Here is a 22,743-nt window from a genome sequence, read left to right as displayed (position 1 = left end):
TGAACCTTTGCTACTCTGAACCTTTGAACCTTCTAATGGCTACAAATTAAACTAAATGTTGTAATTTTGCAAAAAATTATGAATATGGTTAAGATTGGCAATATAGAACTACCCGAATTTCCTTTACTACTTGCTCCGATGGAAGATGTGAGTGATCCGCCGTTTCGCAGATTATGCAAAACGCACGGTGCTGACATGATGTACTCTGAGTTTATTTCGTCTGAAGGATTGATTCGCGATGCGATAAAAAGCCGTATGAAGCTGGATATTTTTGATTACGAACGCCCGGTTGGAATTCAAATTTTTGGAGGCGATGAAGAAGCAATGGAAATGTCTTCTAAAATTGTTTCGACTGTAAAACCAGATTTAGTGGATATTAATTTTGGATGTCCAGTTAAAAAAGTAGTCTGCAAAGGTGCTGGAGCGGGAGTTTTGAAAGATGTTGATTTGATGGTACGTCTGACACAAGCGGTTATTAAAGGAACTGATTTGCCTGTTACAGTAAAAACCCGTTTGGGCTGGGACGAAAGTTCTATTAATATTGATGAAGTGGCTGAAAGACTTCAGGACATTGGCGTTCAAGCCTTAACGATTCATGCCAGAACCCGCGCGCAAATGTACAAAGGCCATTCTGACTGGTCGCATATTGCACGTGTAAAAAACAACCCAAGAATTACAATGCCTATTTTCGGAAACGGCGATATCGACAGCCCGGAAAAAGCACTAAAATATAAAAATGAATACGGGATTGACGGTATCATGATTGGCCGTGCTGCTATTGGTTATCCGTGGATTTTTAATGAAATCAAACATTATTTTAAAACGGGCGAGCACTTACCTGCTCCAACGGTTATTGATCGTGTAGAAGCGGCTAGAAACCATTTAAAGTGGTCGATGGAATGGAAAGGCGAACGCTTGGGAATTGTAGAAATGCGTCGTCATTACACAAATTATTTTAAAGGAATCCATTCGTTTAAAGAATTCAAACAAAAATTAGTTACAACTGACGCACCTGAAGATTTGTTCGCGATTATGAAAGAAATTGAACAGGTTTATGCGGGGTATGAGTTTGTTTAAAATTATTATCTTGAACTTTAATAAAGAACTCAACATAAAAAATGCCTTCAATATTGAAGGCATTTTTGTTATAATTACACTTGAACTCGTTTCCACTTTCCTCTTTTATAGAAAAATATTCCGGCAAGAGTAATGGCGGTTTCAGCAACTGGAATGGCTATGAAAACTCCGGTGGGTCCCATATTAAAATGTTTCGCTAACACATAAGCAAGCGGAATCTGGAACAGCCAAAAACCAAAGAAATTGATTCCCGTAGGCGTCCAAGTATCTCCCGCTCCATTAAAAGTATTGATTAAAACCATTCCGATTCCGTAGAAAATAAATCCGATGCTCATAATTTGCAACGCTTCAACTGCAACGACTTTGACTTGTTCGTCATTGGTAAAAAAGGAAATAATATAATGTCCAAAAACCAAAGTAACAATCATGATCGAAGCCATGAAAATAACATTATATCGTGCTGTAGTATAAACCGATTTTTCGGCGCGGTCGATTTGTTTGGCACCTAAATTCTGTCCAACCAAAGTTGCAGCAGCATTGCTTAATCCCCAAGCCGGAAGAATAAAAAACATCATAATTCTTAAAGCAGTCTGATAGCCCGCAGAACCGTGATCTCCTCCTGTTGTGGCTACTAATTGTGCCAGAAAAATCCAGCTGCAAGAGGCAATTACAAATTGCAGAATTCCAGGTGCAGCGATCTTTATCAATGCTTTGATTTGTTTAAAATCTGGAGCAAAATAAGGGATTTTGATTTTTAAGATTCCATTTCCAAAAAACAAATGATATACTTGATATAAAACCCCAATAGTTCTTCCGATCGAGGTTGCCAATGCCGCGCCAATCAACCCGAAAGCAGGAATTGGCCCGAGACCATTAATTAAAATCGGGCATAAAATAATGTTGCAGATATTGGCAATCCAAAGACTTTTCATGGCGATTGCTGCATTTCCCGCTCCTCGGAAAATTCCGTTTATTAAGAACAAAAGCATAATACATAAACTAGAACCAATCATAATTTGGGTAAAACGAAAACCGTGTTCTGCTGATTCTATGGACGAACCCATCAGAATCAAAATATCTTTTGCGTAGATAATTCCGAAAATACTTAAAACGCTATTGACGGCAAACGCAATAATGATAGACTGCATTCCCGCTTTTGCGGCGGCTACAGGATCTTTTTCGCCAATTCGTCTTGCTACAACGGCCGTTGCTGCCATACTCATTCCGATTGCGAGAGAATATATAATAGTCAAAACCGATTCTGTCAAACCTACAGTTTGAATGGCAAAACTGCTGTGTTTTAAATGTCCAACGAAATATAAATCGACTAAAGCAAAAACAGATTCCATCATCATTTCCAAAACCATAGGAATGGCTAATAGAATTACGGCTTTTTTTATGCTTCCTGAAGTATAATCGAATGATTCGTCGCCTTTTAAGGCTTGTTTTAAAGTGGTATAAATTTTAGAAAAAAGACTTTTCTTTAGAGTTGTTTCTGTCATGATAAGTTAGGATAAATGATAAGATTGGTCCAAATGTCTTTGCATCTGAACTGAAAAACAAAACGTAAGTATCCTAATTATTCTAAAAAATAAAATAGGATTAAGCAGAAACAATCATATGCTGTAGATTTATAAGTCGGTAAATATAAGTAATATTTTTAAAGAAGAAATTAATCCAATAACTTTTTGCTTACACGACTGCTCGCTATTAAAGAAGCTACAAAGCCGAGTGAAACAATTGTACTCATTACGATTAGAACATTTTCTAGAGTAAAAACTACAGGATAAGCCAAAGTCGGCGTGATCATAATCAATTCGTATTGTTGCTGCAGGACTACTAAAATAATTCCTAACAAAAGACCTATTAATCCTCCGAAAACGCTAAGTAAAGTTCCTTGGAGTAAAAATATTTTTCGCAGATTACCAATTTCTGTACCGAGGTTAAAAAGGGTTTTGAGATTTCCTTTTTTCTCCAAAATCATCATGATTAAAGCACCGACCAAATTAAAAAGCGCTACAATAATTACCAAAGTAAAAATCAGATAAACCGCAATGTTTTCGGTGTTGAGCATTTTATATAAAGACTCATTTAACTGTGCTCGGTTTTTTAAAGTAATTGTATTTTTAAAAATTATATTGAGTTCTTTTCTTATGGCATTTTCGTCAGCATTCGGTTTCAATTTAAATTCAATTCCCGAGATCTGATTAGGTTTATACATCAATAATTCTTGTGCTAAACCTAAATCTGCAAAAACATATTTAGAATCTAATTCTTCGCTTACAGAGTAAATTCCAACCGGCAAAACATCTGTTTTATTAAAAGCTTCTTCGGGATTTTCGATGGCTCCCTTTCCTGGTTTTGGAGCAAAAACCTGAAGCGGATTTTCGAAATCAAGAATTCCCATCGAGAAATCCTGCGTCATTCCGTATCCAATAACTACCTGATAGCTGTCTGTTTTTAACCAATTTCCGTTAAAGAGTTTCTTCTTAATATCGTTTACAACAGGATACATACTGTCAACGCCTTTTAGATAAGTAACCTGCTGTTTGTCTTTAAACAAAAACAAAACACGTTCTTCTATAATTTTGGTGTAAGACGCAATGCCTTCTGTTTTTTTGATCTGTCTTTGCTGCTCCGGCGTTATCAAAAATGATTTTCCGTAAGTACTGGTCAATTTTAAATCGGGATCAATTTCATTTGTAAATGAAAGACTAAAAACCTTTAAGCCGCTAAAAACGGATAAAACCACAAACAAAGCCATTGTACCAACAATGATTCCCATGCTGGCAATTCGGTTTATTATATTTATCGCATTGTTTTTACTACTGCTAAAAATATAACGCTTGGCTATGTATAACGGGAAATTCAAATTATGACTTTCTTCTTTTTTCTAAAAGATCACGGTTTTCTATTGGGTTTTCTTTTCCTGCAAGTGCATTGTCAATTTTCTCTATATAATCTAAAGAATCATCAATAAAGAAAACTAAATTTGGAACTCTACGCAGCTGTAAACGTACTCGCTGCGCCAAGTCATGCTTGATTAATGTAGTATTTGATTTAATTCCTTCTAATGTTTCTTTGGCTTTTTCCTGAGGAAAAATACTTAAATAAACGGTTGCCACTGACAAATCTGTAGTTACACTTACTTTGGATACTGAAATTACCAAGTTTGTAACTCCATTCTTTCTCACTTCACCCTGCAGAATATCAACCAGATCTTTCTGGATTACGCCGCCTATTTTTTTCTGTCTATTTGTTTCCATAGTGCAAAAATACTATTTTTAAATTCAATCGCCGCAATTTCAAATCAACTTCAATACTAATTTACATTTTTGTTCTTTTAAAGTCAAAATTACAACTCTTAACATGCTTCTTTTAAAAAAAATAAAAATTTAAAATACTTCTTTTTTCTATGATGTCTGGTGACAAAAGTCAGCTTTTTAGTTTCAATTTTTAATCAATTTTGACTTAAATCTAACACATCAAATTATGAAAAAAAGAGAACCACTAAGCCACATTATGACCAAAAGTGTGATAACTGTAAATCAAAATGATGAATTAAAATCTGTTGTAGAAAAATTAAAATCCAATTCTATTCGACATCTTCCTGTTGTCAGCGGTAAAGAAGTTGTGGGAATTATAAGCCGCACAGATATTAACCGTCTTACTTTTGGAGCCTTGTTTGAAGGACAAGATGGTGCAGATGAAGCTGTTCTAGAAATGCTGACCATTTCGCAAGTCATGACTTCTAAGCCTAAAACAGTTTCTCCTGAACTTATCATTAGAGATCTGGCAGAAATTTTTGTGAAGGAGGAATTTCACGCCGCTCCGGTTGTTGAAAAAGGCGAATTAAAAGGGATTGTTACGACAACCGATGTATTAAAGTATTTTTTAGAACAAAATTATTAATATCCTGGATTTAATTTTAAAAAAAAATGATGCAGATTTGACGGATAATTAATACCGGGATTTACACAGATTTTTTTGCTGCTATATCTCTTTGTGAATTTGCATTTTAATTTGTCGAATCTGCATTTTTAAAATCATTACATCCAACCAATTAAATATAAAAAAAGGGAGCTAAATGCTCCCTTATATTTTTTACCTGCTTTGCAGCCATCCTTCTGGATTGTTATTTGAAGTGTTTTGAAGAATCAAGAATTTGATAATCGTTTTACCTGTATCACCGCTTGTTCTTACTCTTCCGATACTTTGTTTGATTGTTACCTTATCACCTTGACTAACCGAAACGGAACTTAAGTTTTGATAAACTGTAAAGTAATCTCCGTGCTGAATTACAACTGCTTTATTTACTGGTGATAAAACAATTACTTTAGAAACCTCTCCGGCAAATACTGCCCTTGCGCTTGCACCGTCTTCGGTCGTAATCTCAACACCCGAATTATGTACTGTAATTGATGGGTGCAGCGGGTGCGGCTGGTCTCCAAATCCAAGAGAAATAAATCCTTTTTCTACCGGCCAAGGCAGTCTTCCTCTGTTTGCTTTAAAGTCTGCAGCCAAAACTTTATCTTCTGGAGTCAAAGCAATTTTTGACGAAGAAACTGGAGCTTTTGTTTCGCTTGATCCAGGATTTGCTTTCGCTCTTTCTGCCGCCGCTTTTCTATTTGCTTCAGCAATCGCTTCACGAATTAAACGGTCAATTTGTCTGTCAATTCTTTTTGATTCGCTTTGTTTTGATTTAATATCAGCAGCAATTTTATTTTTATCCTTTTTAAGTGAGTTTACTAATTTTTGCTGCTCTTTTTTCTCTACTTCGAGCGTCACTTTTTCTTTTTGATTTTCAGCTATAATTTTCTTTTTTACTTGTCGCTGGCCATCTAATTTTGCATTAAAATCTACTAACTGAGCAGTTTTTGACTGGATTTCTAAACCTTGGTTTTTTCTAAAAGCGGTATATTGTTTTAAGTACTGTGCTCTTTTATAAGCCTGTAAAAAACTTTCTGAAGATAGAATAAACATCGCACGACTTTGTTCAGATCGGCTTTTGTATGATTTTAAAATCATTTCCGAATAATCTTCTTTTAAAACTTTTAGTTCTTTTTTAAGTTTATTAACCTGAACCTGATTAATATACATGTCATTACTAATCAGTTTTTCCTGTTTTGCTGTCGTATTGATTAATTTCTCTTTTAGTTTTATTTTGTTTGCCTGAATTAAATATTCATTTACAGCAGATTTTTCTTTTTTACGAACAGATTGAAGCATCTTTTCGTTGTCTCTGATTTCCTGCTGTATCTGCGCTTTTCGCTGCTCCAGTTTTTCTTGCTGTGAATCCTGCGCCCATACAAAAGTACTGGCACATATTAAAATTAGGCTTAGGAGAAATTTTGGCATGTTTATGTTTTCTTTTTGCAAATTTACTTAATTAAAACTTGTTTGTATCCGCTTGGAACACTGTACGGAAAAGTAAGTTCTTCGTTAAATGTAATTGTATTGTAATTCAAATTGATATTGGTTTTTCCTTTTGGCTGCACGGCATTGATTTCGATACTTGTCGGAAGTGTTCCCTGATCAAAAACTTTACTGTCTGAATAGGCTATTTGTAAATTTATATTTTCTGACGGCTGTGAAATTTCTTCTTTTTGAATTAAATATTTTTCGGCGTCCAAGAAAAAGGTCTTTTTTACTTTAGCATCTTTTTCATCATCCAACCTAAAAAGATTCTCTACAATAGTCTGGGTATATTTTCCTTTTCTTAAATCGTCAAAGGCTTCACCTACCAAAAGATTCTGGACTTTAGAATAATCTAATTCTGTTCCCAGCCATTTGCTCAAACTTGTAAAATCACCATCGTAATAAGTGCTGTTTATTTTTTCGTAATAACTAACTTTCGATGGAGTTATTAAAGCTTTTGCCATTGTAATTCCTAAGAAACGAACGCTTATCAAAATCTGTTTGTCTTTTTCGATTTTAATTTCTGCCGTAACATTCTGGCTTTGTTTTTCGTCAACATATCTTGCACCGGCTTTTATATAAAGAGTCGAAAAGTCTAGTTTGTTGTTGTAATGCTTTTCAATTACTTTCTTGTCTTCTTTTGGTGCAACAACTGTTTCGTTTGTATTGTTTTGTACTGCAACTGCTTTAGATTTACATGAAATTACTGCAACCGAAAGCACTAGTACTGCTATATATTTTTTCATTTGAATTGTCTCCTTTATTTTTTCTTTTTTAATAATTCATTTGCCTTCAAAAAGTATTCCTCTTTTTTCTTAGCATCGCCCAATCCATTATATGCATCTCCTAATTGAATATTAAAATCCGCTTCAAGTTTTGCATCATCTACAACATAATCCAGTCCCATTTCTAGAACGGTTTTTGCATTTTTGAATTGTTTTATCTGATTATTGCCTAAACCTGCATAATAATAAAATTGAGGCTGACTCGGATATACTTCGATCATTGTCATCGCTCTCTTGGTCAATGGTTCAAATTGCTTTGCCTTCGAATACGCTTCCAGCAATAACAAGTTGGTTTCGCGATCTGTATCTGAATTGGCGCTTAAATCTTTTTCATAATATTTAATTGCATTTTCAAATTGTCCTTTACTATGATAAAATTTCCCTATTTCTTTGGCCACATCAACATTTGGGTCATTATCGAAATACGAAATTGCTTTTTCTAAATCTGGTGCGTACTGCGGATTTTTATTTACATAAATTAAAAATTCGTTCAGTGTACGGTGTTTTATTTTTGAATCGATTTTAGAACTTGCTAAAATCACATTCATTGATTTGATAGCCTTATCGGCTTGATTGGCATCCAGATAGGTTTTAAATAAACTTACTTGACCCCATTCTGAATTTGGAATTTCTTTTGCTAATTGTCTGGCAACTTCCAGCGATTTTTCGTTCTCATTATTCTTAGAATATAAAATAATCAGATTGAGATAATTAGATTCTTCTTTTGGATCCTTTTTGATCTGCTGTACCAGATTGTCTATTTCTGAATTTTGATATTTTCCTTGTGATAAAATTTGGGCTTTGTAAATTTCACGATCTGATGATTTTCCAAATTTATCATTCATTTCGTTAATTGCTGTCAATGCTTTATCGTATTGATTGGTAATCATGTACAGCGAAATAAGATCGTCTTTGTACTCTTCATCAAAAACAATAATTTTTTGAATCGTTTCTATCGCCAGCGGATAGTTTTTGGTTTCAAAACTTACATCATAAATCCCCAGCCAAAACCATTTGTTTTTAGGATCCAATTGTGTCGCTTTTTCAAAAGCTATTTGTGCATTTTGATATTGTTTAAGCGACAGGTAATTTTTTCCTAATTCAAAATAAGCGACTGCATCATTGGGTTTTAGTTTAATACATTTCTCCAATGATACAATTGCTTTATCATAATTTTCAATTCCTTTTTGTTTTAATGATTCGTAAAAAGAGTCTTGATATTCGTCTGTTGCCATAGCAATGTCTTCGGGTTCTGTCTGAGCAAAAACCGAAAACGAACTTCCGAACAAAGCGAACAATAAAATGGTTAAGACTTTCTTTTTCATCATTATAAAATTACTCTTTAAACAAAACGAAACTTTTTTAGTTTTTATTTTATTCTAAAACTGCGTAATCTCCAATACTTATACTTGTAAATTTTCCATCATAACTAACATGATTTCCAATCATTGCATTATCTAAGTTAGCATTTTTTATTTGAGAATTAGTCTGAATCAAACTGTTTTTAATTGTACTGTCGGTTACATGACATCCTTTTCCTAGAGAAACATTTGGTCCAACAGTAGCATTTTTGATCACCACATTTTCTCCAATATAACATGGCGGAACAATAGTTGCGTTTTCTAATGTTACACTGTAGTCTACCAAATGTTCGCCGTCATTATGTAAAAAGCCTAACATTCTGGTATTCGTTTCAACTGTAACGTCTTTGTTGCCGCAGTCCATCCATTCGTCAACACTTCCGGTTTTAAAAACTTTTCCGTTGGCCATCATGGCTTTGATTCCGTCATTAATCTGGTATTCGCCGCCGTTTTGAATATTATTATCCAAAACACTTTGAAGCTCGTTTCTTAAAACTCCAACTTCTTTAAAATAGTAAATTCCGATAACGGCTAAGTCGCTTACAAACTCTTTTGGTTTTTCTACCAATTCGATGATTTCGTTATTCTGATTCAATTTTACAACACCAAAAGCTTCTGGCTGCTCTACTTGTTTTACCCAAATAACAGCATCGGCAGAAGGGTCTAATTCAAAATCTGCTCTAATCAGCGTATCCGCATATGCAATTACAGCTGGTCCAGACAAAGATTCTTTTGCACACATAATCGCGTGACCCGTTCCCAGCGGCTGGTCTTGACGGTAAATTGATGCTTTTGCTCCTAATCCTTTTGCTAAGTTTTCTAAACTTTCTACAACATCTGCTCCAAAGAAAGCCTCATCTCCTAAAATAAAAGCAACTTCTTCAATTGGTTCTTTTAATATTTTAGCTATATCTTCAACTAAACGATGTACGATTGATTTTCCTGCAACCGGAATAAGCGGTTTTGGAACAGTTAGTGTATGCGGCCTAAGTCTCGATCCTCGACCTGCCATTGGCACAATTATTTTCATTTTCTATCTGATTTTATGAGAAGATTTTAATCTTCATTGGGTTTGGTCATTATTTTATATCTGAAAAACTACGATCGAAAATTATTTCACGCCCGTACTTCCAAAACCGCCTTCTCCTCTAGAGGTTTCAGAAAGCGTTTCTACTTCAATCCATTCAGCTCTTTCGTGTTTAGCAATAATCAACTGTGCGATTCTTTCGCCATTTTCAACAACGAAATCATCATTTGATAAATTTACTAAAATTACGCCGATTTCTCCTCTGTAATCTGCATCAACAGTTCCAGGAGAATTTAAAACCGTTACTCCTTTTTTAGCCGCCAATCCGCTTCTTGGTCTTACCTGAGCTTCATAACCAATTGGTAATTCTATAAAAAGTCCTGTCTTAACAATGGTTCTTTCTAATGGTTTAAGGGTAATTGATTCTGTTAAATTCGCACGAAGATCCATTCCTGCAGAAGCAATTGTTTCGTAGTTTGGTAAATCGTGTTGTGATTTATTGATAATCTGTATTTTCATTTTTAATATACTATTTTAAACGCGCTTATTTTCTTTTCATTATACCCTTAATTGTATCTTTTTCATAATGATAAACCAAATACATAAAGGCTATTAGTAACGGAATTCCAACGAAATAATTCTCTCTAAATCCGTAAAATGAAATTATTGAAAACAAAATCGAAACTCCTAAATAAGCTCCAATTTTATTCATATCATAAGGTATAGGATAATATTTATTTCCTAGAACGTACGAAATCAACATCATACTTCCGTAAGCCGAAATGGTTGCAATTGCAGATCCGTAATAACTATATTTTGGAATTAAAAGATAATTTAAAATCAAAGTTACAATCGCTCCAATAATAGAAATGTAAGCTCCAATCTTAGTTTGATCTGTCAGCTTGTACCAAACCGATAAGTTGTTGTAAATACCTAAGAAGAAATTAGCCAGAATAATCAAAGGCACTACTTTCATGGCTTCCCAATAGGTTTTATTATCAAGTAATAAAAATTTTAAAACATCTGCAAAAACAATAACTCCCAGTAAAATTAGTGAGCCCAGAATTACAAAATATTTGGTGATTACAGCATAAGTCTGCGGTGCATTTTCGTTTTTGGCATGGCTGAAAAAGAAAGGTTCAATTCCTAATCTAAAAGCCGTTGCAAAAAGAACCATAAATAATCCTAGTTTGTAACAGGCAGAATAGGCTCCAACTTCAGATTTTGCTAAATTTTCTGGAAGCAGATATCCTAAAAGGATTTTATCAAAATGTTCGTTTACTGCAAATGCAAGACCGGCAACCAAAATAGGAAGTCCGTATTTCATCATTTTTTTCCACAATACAGGATCGAATTTTCGTCCAAGCGAAAGATAATTTGGAGATAATACAATGAATGTGGCCAAACTTGCTAAGAGATTCGCAATGAAAATATAAGCGATTTGGAAGTTTTCAACATATAAATTATCCCAAACAGAATTTGGATTTGAATCTGCTAATTTTGGAAGATATATTAAAAAGAATATATTCAACAACAGGTTAATGATAACATTTCCAATCTTAATTGCCGCATAAACCATAGGTCTTTGATTGGCTCTCAATTTTGAAAAAGGGATCAAAACCAAGGCATCTAATACTAAAATCCAAACTGTATAGGTAATGTATTGCACATCTACTTCTGCAAGATTTGCAAGTGTATTTCTGAATATAAGCGCGACAAAAAGAAAAATAATAGAAGTCCAAAATATCGAAATTGTCGAAGTTGCAATGACATTCTTTTTATCTTCTTCGGCACTGTAAAATCTAAAAAAGGCCGTTTCCATTCCGTATGAAAGTACGACGTTAAAGAAAACCATCCAAGACAATACAATCGAAACTTCACCGTATTCTGCTGTTGGCAAAATTCCTGTATATAATCTCACTAATAAAAAACTCAGCATTCGCGGTAAAACTGTTGCCAGGCCGTAAATTGCAGTTTGCTTGAATAGATTTTTATATAATCCCAAAATATAATTCTAATAATGTTTGTAGAACAAAAATAACCATTTCTTTTGTTTAATGGCGTTTTTGTTGATGTAATAAAAAAATGGAGATTCTATTTTTTACACGGTCATTTTATTTTCGTCCAAAATTTTCACAAAATGAAATCCTTTTGGAGCATATCCTTGATTGTAGTAGAATCGATGTGCGCCAAAATTTCCAGTAAAGGCATCGAGAACAATACTGCTGCAACCCAATTCTATTGCCTTTTTCTCAACAAAATCGGTAAGCAATTTTCCGATTCCTTTTGAGCGATATTGTGGATTTACCACAAAATTATCAATCTCGAGATATTTTCCCGTCCATAATTTTGTAGCCGACCAGCAGCCGGTTATTCCGATACAGGTTTTATCTTCAAAAACTGCAATTTGGGTATAATTGTGCGGCACCATTTCACTAAGAAATGATGAATATTTTTCTACACTAATATTGGGATACAAAAATCTAATGGTATCTATTTGATCCAACATTTCCGGAATAGTAGTGAGTTCTTTAAGTGTATAATCCATATGATCTCGAAATAAGACTCAAAATTAATCAAAAAAAGTAAGCCCGAAATTCTCAACTAAAACATAGTTGTACTTGATAAATTCCATTTCAATGTGAAAATCATTTTTATAAATATTACAATAATATTATGTTTTTGTCGTTATAATGTTAAGCTTTTAATTCTTCGAGTAAATATTTCTTCTTGTTTTTGACATTTTACTGCATAATAATTTTCTCACACATGTGAAATATATAAATCTGACATGGGAATTATGTAAGATTTTTTTCTTAAACCTTTCTTAAATTTGTCTCACAGGGATTGAGAAAGCTAAATACAACCCTTATAAAAAAGGAAGCAATGGGACTAATAAAGCTTGTTTGTTCCCAAAAAAGACAAAGCATAAGGGATTGATTCTGCTGTATTGTAACCCTAAAAAAACAGAGCCGTGGGACTAATAAAGCTAGTTTGTTCCCAGAAAAGACAAAGCACAGGGATTGATTCTGCTGAAATGTAACCCTTAAAAAAACAGAGCCGTGGGACTAATAAAGCTAGTTTGTTCCCAAAAAAGACAAAGCAAGCAGAGTTATCTGTCAATTTTTTATAAAATGGTAGTGATTCTCAATTTTTGAATAAACTTGAGAATCACCATTTTATAAATATCTAAAGAAATCTTAAAAACTTCGGATAAAGAAAAAGCCAGCAATTTGCTGGCTTTTCTCTTTTTATATTATTTTGGAATTTGTCTATCCATTTAAAGCTTCTGCTCCACCAACAATTTCTAAAATCTCACTTGTAATGGCAGCTTGACGCGCTTTATTATAAGTTAATTTTAATTGGTTTCTTAATTCTGTAGCATTATCAGTTGCTTTGTGCATTGCTGTCATACGCGCTCCATGCTCAGAAGCAAAAGAATCACGAATACCTTTGTACAATTGCGTTTTTAAAGATTTAGGAATCAATGTCAACACAATTTCTTCTTTTGAAGGCTCATAAATATAATCTCCAGACGCTGCTGTTTCATTAGATTTAATTGGAGCTAAAGGTAAAAATTGTTCTGTTTGAACGATTTGAGTTGCAGCATTTTTAAACTGATTGTAAATCAATTCGATTCTGTCGTATTCTCCAGATAAGAATTTCTCAGTTAAGTTATCCGCAATTCCAGCAACATTTTCGAAAGTTAAATGATCAAAAATTGCATTATGATGTCCGTGTACTTTATGCGTTTTGCTTAAAGCATCGTTTCCTTTTTTACCAATAGCAAAAACATCAACCTGCTTTCCTGCATAAAATGCTGTACGGTTCTTAATTTCTTTAATCACGTTAGAATTAAAAGCACCACACAAACCTCTGTTAGAAGTAATTGCTACAAGCAAAACTTTTTTTACTTCGCGTTGTGTTGTATAATCTCCTCCTACTTCACCTTCTAGTGATGCAGAAAGATTTTGCAATAATTCTGTTAATTTTTCGGCATAAGGGCGCATTGCAGTGATTGCATCTTGTGCTTTCTTAAGCTTTGCAGCAGAAACCATTTTCATAGCCGATGTAATCTGCATCGTCGATGAAACGGAAGTAATTCTATTACGGATTTCTTTTAAATTTGCCATCTATTAATTAGAAAATGTGACAATTTGAAAATTAGATAATTAGAATAATGTAAAACCATTTTCTAATTATCTAATTTACCAATTATCTAATTAGTTATATTTTGCTGAAATTTCTTTTGCTGCTTTTTCGATAACATCTGTAATAGCGTCATCCAATTTACCAGCTTTCAACGCGTTAAGCGTATCTTTATGTTTACTGTTTAAGTAAGCTAAGAAATCTGCTTCAAATTCTTTTACTTTTTCTACTGGTACGTTTCTTAATAAGTTTTTAGAACCAGCGTAGATAATAGCTACTTGATTTTCTACTGTATAAGGATCATTTAAACCTTGTTTCAAGATCTCAACGTTTCTTTTTCCTTTTTCAATTACGTTTAAAGTAACAGAATCAAGATCAGAACCAAATTTAGCGAAAGCTTCTAATTCACGGAATTGAGCTTGGTCTAATTTTAAAGTTCCAGAAACTTTTTTCATAGATTTAATTTGAGCATTACCTCCAACACGAGATACAGAGATACCTACGTTGATTGCAGGACGAACCCCAGAGTTGAACAAATCTCCATCAAGGAAAATCTGACCATCTGTAATAGAGATTACGTTTGTTGGGATATATGCAGAAACGTCACCAGCTTGAGTTTCGATAATTGGTAAAGCAGTTAATGAACCACCACCTTTTACGATAGATTTAATAGAATCTGGCAAATCGTTCATGTTTTTAGCGATACCATCATCAGCGATTACTTTACAAGCACGCTCTAATAAACGAGAGTGTAAGTAGAAAACGTCTCCAGGGTAAGCCTCACGTCCCGGTGGTCTTCTTAACAAAAGAGAAACCTCACGGTAAGCAACAGCTTGTTTAGATAAATCATCATAAACGATAAGAGCTGGACGACCAGAATCTCTAAAGTACTCTCCAATTGCAGCACCAGCGAATGGAGCATAAACTTGCATTGGAGCTGGATCAGAAGCATTTGCAGCAACAATAACTGTATAAGCCATAGCGCCTTTTTCTTCTAACATTTTAGCGATTCCTGCTACAGTTGAAGCTTTTTGCCCAATTGCAACATATATACAGAATACAGGTTTTCCTGCATCGTAAAATTCTTTTTGATTTAAGATAGTATCGATACAAACAGTTGATTTACCTGTTTGACGGTCACCAATTACAAGCTCACGCTGTCCACGTCCAACCGGGATCATCGCATCAACTGCTTTTACTCCAGTTTGTAATGGCTCAGTAACCGGCTGACGGAAGATAACTCCAGGAGCTTTTCTTTCTAACGGCATTTCGTATAAGTCTCCACCGATTGGTCCTTTTCCATCAATTGGAAAACCAAGAGTGTTAACAACACGTCCTACCATTTGTTCACCTACTTTAAGAGAAGCAATACGCTGAGTTCTTTTTGCAGTAGATCCTTCTTTAAGTCCTGTTGATGGTCCTAAAAGTACAACCCCAACATTATCTTCTTCAAGATTCAATACGATACCTTCCATACCGTTATCAAATTCTACTAACTCACCATATTGTACATTAGACAGCCCGTAAACACGAGCAATACCGTCTCCAACTTGAAGTACTGTTCCTACTTCCTCTAGCGTAGCACCAGATTCAAAACCTTCTACTTGCTTTCTTAATATTGCTGAAATTTCAGCAGGTTTGATTTCCGCCATCTTAATTTATAATTTAGACACTTTTTGTGTTATAAAAACTAATTACTTAACTCTCTTTTTAATACTTGTAATCTGTTTGCAACAGAAGCATTGTACTGCTTGTCACCTATTCTTAAAATAAATCCGCCAATAATTGAAGGATCTACTACATTTTCAATCGTAATTTTTTTATCCGATAAGGTCGCAACTTTAGCCAAAACCTTAGCTTCTAAAGCTGCATCCATTGGAATAGCTGTTGTAACTTTTGCTGTTTCAACTCCATTACTTTCATCATATACTTTAGTATACTCTGATGCAATTGCTGCTAAAATTTCAAATCTTTTATTTTCAAATAATAAACGAAATAATCCTTTAGTTACTCCATTTGCATCTGCGAAAACTTCTAAAAGAGCACTTTGTTTAACTTCAACCGTTGTTGTTGGGTTTTCGATAAATGTACTCAATTCTTCATTGGTTTCAATTGCAGAAGCAATTGATTTCATATCGTTATTTACAGCTTCGGCAACACCTTTAGAGTTTGCTAAGTCCAAAATTGCTTTTGCATAACGAATTGCTGCTCTTGTACTTGCCATAGTCTTAGTTTAACTTTACGTCACCCAACATTTTCTCAACTAATTTAGTTTGAGATTCTTTGTTAGATAGTTCTTCTTTTAATATTTTTTCAGCGATGCTTAAAGATAAATTTGAAACCTGAGATTTCAATTCAGCCATAGCTGCATTTTTTTCACTTTCAATAGCTGCTTTAGCCTGCTCGATCATTTTTTGACCAGCTTCTTGAGCTTCGTTTTTAGAATCAGTAATCATTTTCTCTCTCATTTCGCGAGCTTCTTTCAACATAGCATCACGTTCTGCGCGAGCTTCGTTTAAAATTCTTTGATTATCTGCCTGAAGATTTTCCATTTCTTTTCTTGCGTTTTCAGCAGAAAGTAATGCATCTTTAATACCTTGTTCTCTAGTATTTACTGCGTCAAGAATAGGTTTCCAAGCAAATTTTTTCAACAAAAGGATCAATCCAACAAATATTAATACTTGCCAAAAGAACAAACCGAACTCAAACTGATATATTAACTTATCCATTATATATGATTATAAATTTTAATGTATGTCTTTTTTAAATTGCTTTTCAAATGCAATTTGTAATGTTTTAATTTTAAAACAATAGTTACAACCAACCGTTGCAACTATTGTTTTTGTGTTTTAATTAAGCAGCGAATAACGCAGCGAAACCAATACCTTCAATAAGTGCAGCTGCAATAAGCATAGCTGTTTGGATTTTTCCAGAAGCTTCTGGTTGGCGAGCGATAGCGTCCATTGCTGAACCACCAATTCTACCAATTCCTAATGCTGCTCCGATTACAATTAATCCTGCTCCAACGATATTTGGAATTACCATAATAAAATATATTAAAAATTAAACATTCAAATTTGATTTTAGATTTGAGATCTTAGATTTTAGATTGAAAACAATTTAAAATCTACATTCTGAAATCTAGATTTTAATGGTGAGCGTCCTCTTCGTGGTGGTGCTCTTCTACTGCTGAACCAAAATAAAGTGCAGACAGCATTGTAAAAATATAGGCTTGTAAAAAGGCAACTAAAATTTCTAGTATAGAAAGTACAAATGATAATCCGAAAGATAATGTACTTCCAATCCAGCTTTTAAAAATAAACATCAATCCAATGATACTCATTAATACGATGTGACCTGCAAAAATATTTGCGTACAAACGAATCATTAATGAGAATGGTTTAATAAAAACTCCTAACAACTCAATCGGCGCCAAAATAATTCTCATTGGTTTTGGAACTCCCGGCATCCAGAAAATGTGACCCCAGTAATTTTTGTTTGCTGATAAGTTTGTAATTAAGAAGGTAATAATTGCCAATGAAAAAGTAATTGTTAAGTTACCTGTGGCATTTATCCCTAGCGGTGTTAATCCGAAAATATTTAAAAACAATACAAAGAAAAATATTGTCAATAAGTAGCTCATGTATTTTTTATAGTGTTTCTCTCCAATATTAGGAATAGCAACTTCATCACGAATGTAAACTACTAATGGCTCGAAGATTCTTCCAACTCCAGAAGCAATTCCTCCATTTTTAGCGTATGATTTTGCTAAGCTTGAAAACAACCAGAACATTAATAAGGCTGCTGCAAAAATAGAAACTACTGTTTTTGTAATTGAAAAGTCTAAAGGACGAACATTTGAAGGGTGACCTGTAGCTTCATCTTCATCAATTTTTCCAGAAGCGTCTGTTCTGTAAATTTTACCATCATGATGACTGATCGCATAATAGTTCCCATTTGATTCTGCCGCTTCATGACCGTGGTGAAATTTTGAAGAAGAAAAAACATGAAGACCATTATCCCAAATAATTACTGGTAATGGAAAACCATAATGTTTACCTGTTTCATCATCTTGAAATAAAGTAAAATCATGAGAATCTAAAACGTGGTGACCAATAAATGCTTTGATCTTAGATTTAACATCTGTCGGTTCTGCATGATGACCTTCTGCAGCAACTTCATGAGCTGTTTCAGTTTGAACATGCGCTGAGTCTTTTTCTGTATTAGAAAAACTCATTAGTGGAAGACAAGCTACTAAAGCTGCAAGAATAAATCTGAGTGGTTTGTTTGAAATCACCATATCGTGGAAAATCTTATTTTTTACGTTTCTAAAATTTGGTGCAAAGGTACATTTTTTATTAATATTCAAAAGGATATGAAAAATTATTTTTGAACGTTGTTTTACAATATCGCAATTTTAACGCTTTTCATTTAGTAATCGGGCAGTTAAAACCGTCTCAAATAACAAAAACAAAATAAATGTTATAAAAAAATTGTTTTTTTCAATAGACACGTTATAAATCTTATCTGATAAAATCGGCTTTAGAAATGCATAGAGCATAAATATTTTCAAAAAAGTTCCTGCCATAAAAATCATTCCAATACTGTCGAATTTGTCTTTTCTAAATTTTAATATAACTGCTAATATTAAGGTAGAAAAAATCAAGAAGATCACATACAATAATTCTAAACTGTAATGAAAATTTTCATCGTTTACCTTTAAAAGTAAAAAAACTCCTTTATGTATAACAAAGGCAGCTGCAGCAAGAATATAGAGATGAAGCAGGAGTTTGTAATTTTTTAAAAACATCTTAACTATTTTTTTCTGCAAAGATGCGGTATTTATTTTAGTGTTTTTGGAAACTTAAATTACTTTATTTTATTGATTTCGTTTACCTGTCGGATTACGTTGTACAAAGCAATCGCAACACCAACCATAACTAATATCTTATTATAGTATACTTTTTCGCTCGGATGGTTTTCATCGAGCCAGCTTCCTAAATAAGCAAATAGAAAAATAATAACACCCATTTGTATCGGAATATTAATGAGTGCTATCCATTTATTTCTCTGATTCTTATTCGGCTGTTTTTCCATCTTCTAACATTATTACCTGATTAGAATGTGCCAGCATAGTACATGTTGCTGTAAAATCTGCGCCTGGTTCGATCGAAAGTTTTCCGACCAAAACCTCACCGTGTATTTTTGCGGTAGATTTGATATTTAAGATTTCTAAGACTTTTATTTTACCGTGAAATTCTCCCTCAATATCTGCATTGTTGCAGATAATTTCGCCTTTGACAACTCCCATTGCACCTATCACAAGTTTACCTTGGGAAGTAAAATTTCCGATTAATTCACCATCAAGCCTGAAATCGGCTTTGGAGACAATATCTCCAACAATTGATGTTCCTTCAACAATTCGATTTGTTTTTCCTAATTGTTCTGTTCCGTTTTTTTTTACTTTGTCAAACATGGCGGTTATGGGGTTTTGGGCGTCAAATATATATCTAAGTTTTTCTTCATCTGAACTATCGTATAATTATCACTAGAAATGATAATAGCAGGATGTGCAATTTTATATTTTTTGTCGTCTTTAAAAACTCCTGCAACGTCTCTTGCGTATGCTTCGGACTTTAAACCATGTATAACGACAAAATTTTCTGTTCTATTGTATCTGTCAAAAGAGGTTGTTAATCTTTCAAAATTTTCGACTAACAAAAATACTCTGATGGCTTCTTCAATTTGTTTAACTGTTTTGGTATCGTTTTTAGGAATCGCATACACGATTTTCCAGCTTTTACCATCGACAGCTGTAAAATCAAGTTTTTCTAAACTTGGGATTTGTTTTTCTAGAATTTCGCGGGCATTTTTACCTTCTTCACTGTTCGGATAATTATCCGCTACGTTTTCTAAACCTTTTTTATAAGCTGCTAAACCGTCAACTTTCCCTAAGGTATTGGCTTTTAACAATTCATATTTGGAAACAATATCTTCGCCAGAATATTGATTGATTAAATTATCGATATTGGCCAATACTTCGTCAAATTTTTCTTCTTCAAAAAGTTTATACCATTTTTGGTATTCTTTGTCTGGACTCGAAACGGTATCTGGATTGGTATTATTTAATATTTGTGCATACCTAGAAGATGGGTATTTTGTTGTGATTTCAGATTTTATAGCGATGGCTTTTTCTGGATTTGTGATTTGATAAATTTTATACAAATTGTACATCGCCGGAAGGACTAATTTATCTTCTGGATTATTTTTAAGCAGCTGCTCTAATTTATCACTAGCCAGTTTATATTCTTTAAACTTCTCCTTATATATAAGACCTAATTGATAATAGGCAAAATTTCGCTCTTTACCAATACTGTCCATTACTGGCTCCGAAGTAGGTATCTGTTTTACATAATAAGCAACGGTATATTTTTCTACAACTACTGTGTCTTTTAAGGCATTGGCTGTATTTTGATCTGCAATGGTATCATTCATTGCGGCATTATTTGCCGATTTTATAGAAGAAAGTCTCCAGTTACCGCCAATTGTTCTATTGCCCCACATTTTTTTAAACTGCAGTTTTCCGTAAGCAACTGTTGTCGGGTTATAAAAATAAAAAGTACTAACAGCGTCATTACTGGTTGGAGGCATTATAGCGTTTTCTACTGGTGCTGTTGGTTTGCCTAAGTCCTGAGGATTTACAGCTCCATTGCCAGGCATTTGTGCTTGAGAATTTCTGTCAATATTTGTTAATCTCTCTTTTTCTTTTTCTTCCAGAATACGTTTGGTTTCGTCTTTCTTTTTTAACTGCGCAATATAGTCTTCAAAATAAATCTTTCTCTCTGCAGCCGGCAGGTTATACACCTTAATAATACTGTCATTACGTTTTGCAATTGCTTCGTATTTAATAACATTATCAAGATTTTTTCTGTTTTTTTCTATAAAAGCATACTCTCTGGTTTTAGGATCCAATTTTACCAAAGTACTGTCATAATATTTAGCCGCCATTGTATAATCGGTATTTTTGAAATACATATTACCAATGTTTCGGTATGCTGAAGCCATCAAATAAGAATCTTTTGATTTTCTGGCCAGAGACTTATTGTAAAATTTTAAAGCATTTTCTTTATCTTTTCTTGTATCATAAAAATTTCCCATTTCATAAAAGAAAACATCATAGTAAGGTCTGTTTTCTCTATCGGCAACCAATTTGTTATAGATTTTTAAAAAGAGGGTATCATTCCCATTTTCATAATCATACATCTGTGCTTTTTTGGCATAAGCCTGCATCATGTATTTTCGATCTGCTTTTCGGTTTAAGTCAATTACTTGATCGTAAAAATAAACAGCACTATCCTTTTTGTCTTCTGCCTGATACATTTGGCCCAGAATAAAACGGTATCTTGCTCTTTCTTCATTTTTTCTGGTAAATTCTTCGGCAACTCTAAGCTTAGCAACCGCACTGTCTTTTTCTTCCAAATTCAAAAAAGCCTCTGCCAAAAGCGCGTGCGCATCTGCATAGGTCTGCTTGTCTAAATCTGTCTTTTTAAGTAACAACTTAATATTTTTAAGAACAATTGCATCATTTCCTAAACGCATATTGGTTTTTTCGCGCCAGATTTTTGCAATATTGATGTTGTCGCTGTTAGGATATTTGTATAAAATGTAGTTAAATGCTTCTAATGCTGGAATAAAACGCTGATCATAATAGCGCGCTTTTCCAAGCATTAAGTAAGCTTCGTCTATTTGATAATTTCGTTCTCTTCCTCCAATATTCATGGAGTGTTTCTGAATGGCTTTTGTAGCTTTTGTTTCTGCTTTTTCAAAATCAGGGTTTTTAGCCTTTTCTTCTTCAGAAAAATTTTCCTCAAACTGCATTTTTTCTATTGGCAGTAATTTCCAGAAATTATCTTGATTATTTGCCTGAATAGCAGTCATTCCTTTGTCTAAACCTATGCCTCCATTATATAAAATATTATATTTTGTACTCAGTGCATGAGAATTTCTAGACAAAAAAGTATTTTTTTTGGTAGAACAGGCTATCAAAAAGAATAAAAAAAGGAAAGTAAAACTATATTTAAGAGTATTCTTTTTCAATAGAAACGATTTTAAAACAGATAACTTCTAAAAAGCAATTTTAGTATAATGACTTGTAAAAATACGCTTCTTTTTTTAATATAAAATACTTAAACTGCAAAAAACGATTCTAGTTCTTGTAAGGTTTCTTTTGAGGTTTGAATATCTTTTACGATTTCGCCTTTATTCAACGCTACAATTCGATCGCAGACCTCTACTGTATGCTGTAAGTCATGGCTTGAAACTAAAACAGTTACATTTGGGTTATCGGCAAGATCTTTAATTATTTTTTTTAATCGGCTTACTGTAGTGGGGTCTAAATTGGCAAAAGGTTCGTCTAAAATAACAACTTCTGGATTTCCAATTAATGTTCCAATTATCCCAACTTTTTTCTGGTTTCCCTTAGACAAATCTCTAAGGTATTTTTTGTTGTTTAAAATTTCTCCATTAAAAAACTCTTCGTGCTGCGCTAACAATGCATCAATATCAGCTTTGTTCTGATTACGCAGATCTCCGATAAAATAAAAATATTCTTCTGGGGTTAAATATCCTATTAAGAAACTCTCATCTAAAAAAGATCCTGTAAAAGATTTCCAATTTTCGCTTGTATTGACCTGAACATCATTAGACTTAATACTTCCTGTTGACGGCTGGATCAAATCTAAAAGCAGACTGAAAAAAGTTGTTTTTCCTGCTCCGTTATTCCCAACGAGTCCAAAACTTTGTCCTTTTGGGATTTCAAGATTTTCTATATTTAAAACTGTAGTCCCGTTATAATTTTTTGAAAGCTGATTTACTTGTATCATGATAATTTTAGATTGTTGATTTTAGATTAATTCTCTAATTGACT

General features: G+C 33.6%; 23 protein-coding genes. 2 read left to right on the top strand and 21 right to left on the bottom strand.

The genetic code is table 11. The annotated features are described in order from the left end of the window. Positions 1-84: 84 nt before the first annotated feature. The gene (dusB, locus tag C4F50_RS08025) at positions 85-1,077 is read left to right on the top strand and encodes a tRNA dihydrouridine synthase DusB (RefSeq protein ID WP_193845930.1); all 993 of its coding nucleotides are present in this window, start codon (positions 85-87) and stop codon (positions 1,075-1,077) included. Positions 1,078-1,151: 74 nt separating this feature from the next. Here dusB and C4F50_RS08020 read toward each other — a convergent pair whose 3' ends face one another. From C4F50_RS08020 to rbfA, 3 genes are all read right to left on the bottom strand, one after another. Beyond that, the gene (locus tag C4F50_RS08020) at positions 1,152-2,579 is read right to left on the bottom strand and encodes an MATE family efflux transporter (protein ID WP_193845929.1); all 1,428 of its coding nucleotides are present in this window, start codon (positions 2,577-2,579) and stop codon (positions 1,152-1,154) included. A 170-nt stretch (positions 2,580-2,749) separates the two neighbouring features. After that, positions 2,750-3,949 (bottom strand): ABC transporter permease, encoded by a 1,200-nt coding sequence (locus C4F50_RS08015; RefSeq protein ID WP_193845928.1) that lies wholly within the window; start codon positions 3,947-3,949, stop codon positions 2,750-2,752. Position 3,950: 1 nt separating this feature from the next. Further along, positions 3,951-4,343, bottom strand: a complete 393-nt coding sequence (rbfA, locus tag C4F50_RS08010; protein WP_193845927.1) for a 30S ribosome-binding factor RbfA — start codon at positions 4,341-4,343, stop codon at positions 3,951-3,953. A gap of 226 nt (positions 4,344-4,569) precedes the next feature. On the opposite strand from rbfA, the gene C4F50_RS08005 reads away from it, so the two are divergent. Then, positions 4,570-4,989 (top strand): CBS domain-containing protein, encoded by a 420-nt coding sequence (locus C4F50_RS08005; RefSeq protein ID WP_193845926.1) that lies wholly within the window; start codon positions 4,570-4,572, stop codon positions 4,987-4,989. 192 nt (positions 4,990-5,181) lie between these two features. Here the strand turns inward: C4F50_RS08005 and C4F50_RS08000 are convergent, their stop codons facing one another. The 18 genes from C4F50_RS08000 to C4F50_RS07915 form a co-directional block, all read right to left on the bottom strand. Beyond that, positions 5,182-6,435: a murein hydrolase activator EnvC family protein gene (locus tag C4F50_RS08000; RefSeq protein WP_193845925.1), complete on the bottom strand. Its 1,254-nt coding sequence runs from the start codon at positions 6,433-6,435 to the stop codon at positions 5,182-5,184. Positions 6,436-6,458: 23 nt separating this feature from the next. Next, positions 6,459-7,241 (bottom strand): lipoprotein insertase outer membrane protein LolB1, encoded by a 783-nt coding sequence (lolB1, locus tag C4F50_RS07995; RefSeq protein WP_193845924.1) that lies wholly within the window; start codon positions 7,239-7,241, stop codon positions 6,459-6,461. Positions 7,242-7,255: 14 nt separating this feature from the next. Continuing rightward, positions 7,256-8,605: a tetratricopeptide repeat protein gene (locus C4F50_RS07990; RefSeq protein ID WP_194139131.1), complete on the bottom strand. Its 1,350-nt coding sequence runs from the start codon at positions 8,603-8,605 to the stop codon at positions 7,256-7,258. A gap of 49 nt (positions 8,606-8,654) precedes the next feature. After that, positions 8,655-9,671 (bottom strand): sugar phosphate nucleotidyltransferase, encoded by a 1,017-nt coding sequence (locus C4F50_RS07985; protein ID WP_193845923.1) that lies wholly within the window; start codon positions 9,669-9,671, stop codon positions 8,655-8,657. An 81-nt stretch (positions 9,672-9,752) separates the two neighbouring features. Next, positions 9,753-10,187 (bottom strand): dUTP diphosphatase, encoded by a 435-nt coding sequence (gene dut, locus C4F50_RS07980; protein ID WP_193845922.1) that lies wholly within the window; start codon positions 10,185-10,187, stop codon positions 9,753-9,755. 25 nt (positions 10,188-10,212) lie between these two features. Continuing rightward, a complete protein-coding gene (locus C4F50_RS07975; RefSeq protein WP_193845921.1) occupies positions 10,213-11,673 on the bottom strand; it encodes a lipopolysaccharide biosynthesis protein in 1,461 nt (486 codons plus the stop codon). Between the two features lie 96 nt (positions 11,674-11,769). Next, a complete protein-coding gene (locus C4F50_RS07970; protein ID WP_193845920.1) occupies positions 11,770-12,216 on the bottom strand; it encodes a GNAT family N-acetyltransferase in 447 nt (148 codons plus the stop codon). A gap of 724 nt (positions 12,217-12,940) precedes the next feature. Next, positions 12,941-13,801, bottom strand: coding sequence for an ATP synthase F1 subunit gamma (atpG, locus tag C4F50_RS07965; RefSeq protein WP_193845919.1), 861 nt, complete (start codon positions 13,799-13,801; stop codon positions 12,941-12,943). 90 nt (positions 13,802-13,891) lie between these two features. Next, positions 13,892-15,469: a F0F1 ATP synthase subunit alpha gene (atpA, locus tag C4F50_RS07960; protein ID WP_109191248.1), complete on the bottom strand. Its 1,578-nt coding sequence runs from the start codon at positions 15,467-15,469 to the stop codon at positions 13,892-13,894. Positions 15,470-15,507: 38 nt separating this feature from the next. Then, positions 15,508-16,041, bottom strand: a complete 534-nt coding sequence (gene atpH / locus C4F50_RS07955; RefSeq protein ID WP_193845918.1) for an ATP synthase F1 subunit delta — start codon at positions 16,039-16,041, stop codon at positions 15,508-15,510. A 4-nt stretch (positions 16,042-16,045) separates the two neighbouring features. Further along, the gene (locus tag C4F50_RS07950; protein ID WP_193845917.1) at positions 16,046-16,546 is read right to left on the bottom strand and encodes a F0F1 ATP synthase subunit B; all 501 of its coding nucleotides are present in this window, start codon (positions 16,544-16,546) and stop codon (positions 16,046-16,048) included. A gap of 124 nt (positions 16,547-16,670) precedes the next feature. Continuing rightward, positions 16,671-16,862, bottom strand: a complete 192-nt coding sequence (gene atpE / locus C4F50_RS07945; protein WP_155076101.1) for an ATP synthase F0 subunit C — start codon at positions 16,860-16,862, stop codon at positions 16,671-16,673. Positions 16,863-16,965: 103 nt separating this feature from the next. Then, the gene (atpB, locus tag C4F50_RS07940) at positions 16,966-18,117 is read right to left on the bottom strand and encodes a F0F1 ATP synthase subunit A (protein WP_193845916.1); all 1,152 of its coding nucleotides are present in this window, start codon (positions 18,115-18,117) and stop codon (positions 16,966-16,968) included. Positions 18,118-18,234: 117 nt separating this feature from the next. Beyond that, entirely contained in the window at positions 18,235-18,627 is a 393-nt protein-coding gene (locus C4F50_RS07935; RefSeq protein WP_193845915.1) for a hypothetical protein, read from the bottom strand. Between the two features lie 59 nt (positions 18,628-18,686). After that, the gene (locus tag C4F50_RS07930; protein WP_193845914.1) at positions 18,687-18,914 is read right to left on the bottom strand and encodes an AtpZ/AtpI family protein; all 228 of its coding nucleotides are present in this window, start codon (positions 18,912-18,914) and stop codon (positions 18,687-18,689) included. Continuing rightward, positions 18,895-19,293, bottom strand: coding sequence for a bactofilin family protein (locus C4F50_RS07925; RefSeq protein ID WP_193845913.1), 399 nt, complete (start codon positions 19,291-19,293; stop codon positions 18,895-18,897). The genes C4F50_RS07930 and C4F50_RS07925 overlap by 20 nt, the downstream gene beginning before the upstream one ends. 5 nt (positions 19,294-19,298) lie before the next feature. Further along, positions 19,299-21,914 (bottom strand): type IX secretion system periplasmic lipoprotein PorW/SprE, encoded by a 2,616-nt coding sequence (gene porW, locus C4F50_RS07920; protein WP_193845912.1) that lies wholly within the window; start codon positions 21,912-21,914, stop codon positions 19,299-19,301. Positions 21,915-22,003: 89 nt separating this feature from the next. Continuing rightward, positions 22,004-22,699, bottom strand: coding sequence for an ABC transporter ATP-binding protein (locus C4F50_RS07915; protein ID WP_193845911.1), 696 nt, complete (start codon positions 22,697-22,699; stop codon positions 22,004-22,006). Positions 22,700-22,743: the final 44 nt, after the last annotated feature.

Origin of the sequence: Flavobacterium hungaricum, from assembly GCF_015182285.1 — a bacterium.
Classification (GTDB): domain Bacteria; phylum Bacteroidota; class Bacteroidia; order Flavobacteriales; family Flavobacteriaceae; genus Flavobacterium; species Flavobacterium hungaricum.
This window is presented reverse-complemented; position numbering and strand designations above follow the sequence as displayed.

Excerpts from the sequence above, each read along its gene's own strand:
- dusB (WP_193845930.1), top strand. The coding sequence starts at position 85 with ATGGTTAAGATTGGCAATATAGAACTACCCGAATTTCCTTTACTACTT.
- C4F50_RS08020 (WP_193845929.1), bottom strand. The coding sequence starts at position 2,579 with ATGACAGAAACAACTCTAAAGAAAAGTCTTTTTTCTAAAATTTATACC.
- rbfA (WP_193845927.1), bottom strand. The coding sequence starts at position 4,343 with ATGGAAACAAATAGACAGAAAAAAATAGGCGGCGTAATCCAGAAAGAT.
- C4F50_RS08005 (WP_193845926.1), top strand. The coding sequence starts at position 4,570 with ATGAAAAAAAGAGAACCACTAAGCCACATTATGACCAAAAGTGTGATA.
- C4F50_RS08000 (WP_193845925.1), bottom strand. The coding sequence starts at position 6,435 with ATGCCAAAATTTCTCCTAAGCCTAATTTTAATATGTGCCAGTACTTTT.
- lolB1 (WP_193845924.1), bottom strand. The coding sequence starts at position 7,241 with ATGAAAAAATATATAGCAGTACTAGTGCTTTCGGTTGCAGTAATTTCA.
- C4F50_RS07990 (WP_194139131.1), bottom strand. The coding sequence starts at position 8,605 with ATGAAAAAGAAAGTCTTAACCATTTTATTGTTCGCTTTGTTCGGAAGT.
- C4F50_RS07985 (WP_193845923.1), bottom strand. The coding sequence starts at position 9,671 with ATGAAAATAATTGTGCCAATGGCAGGTCGAGGATCGAGACTTAGGCCG.
- dut (WP_193845922.1), bottom strand. The coding sequence starts at position 10,187 with ATGAAAATACAGATTATCAATAAATCACAACACGATTTACCAAACTAC.
- C4F50_RS07970 (WP_193845920.1), bottom strand. The coding sequence starts at position 12,216 with ATGGATTATACACTTAAAGAACTCACTACTATTCCGGAAATGTTGGAT.
- atpG (WP_193845919.1), bottom strand. The coding sequence starts at position 13,801 with ATGGCAAATTTAAAAGAAATCCGTAATAGAATTACTTCCGTTTCATCG.
- atpA (WP_109191248.1), bottom strand. The coding sequence starts at position 15,469 with ATGGCGGAAATCAAACCTGCTGAAATTTCAGCAATATTAAGAAAGCAA.
- atpH (WP_193845918.1), bottom strand. The coding sequence starts at position 16,041 with ATGGCAAGTACAAGAGCAGCAATTCGTTATGCAAAAGCAATTTTGGAC.
- C4F50_RS07950 (WP_193845917.1), bottom strand. The coding sequence starts at position 16,546 with ATGGATAAGTTAATATATCAGTTTGAGTTCGGTTTGTTCTTTTGGCAA.
- atpE (WP_155076101.1), bottom strand. The coding sequence starts at position 16,862 with ATGGTAATTCCAAATATCGTTGGAGCAGGATTAATTGTAATCGGAGCA.
- atpB (WP_193845916.1), bottom strand. The coding sequence starts at position 18,117 with ATGGTGATTTCAAACAAACCACTCAGATTTATTCTTGCAGCTTTAGTA.
- C4F50_RS07935 (WP_193845915.1), bottom strand. The coding sequence starts at position 18,627 with ATGTTTTTAAAAAATTACAAACTCCTGCTTCATCTCTATATTCTTGCT.
- C4F50_RS07930 (WP_193845914.1), bottom strand. The coding sequence starts at position 18,914 with ATGGAAAAACAGCCGAATAAGAATCAGAGAAATAAATGGATAGCACTC.
- C4F50_RS07925 (WP_193845913.1), bottom strand. The coding sequence starts at position 19,293 with ATGTTTGACAAAGTAAAAAAAAACGGAACAGAACAATTAGGAAAAACA.
- C4F50_RS07915 (WP_193845911.1), bottom strand. The coding sequence starts at position 22,699 with ATGATACAAGTAAATCAGCTTTCAAAAAATTATAACGGGACTACAGTT.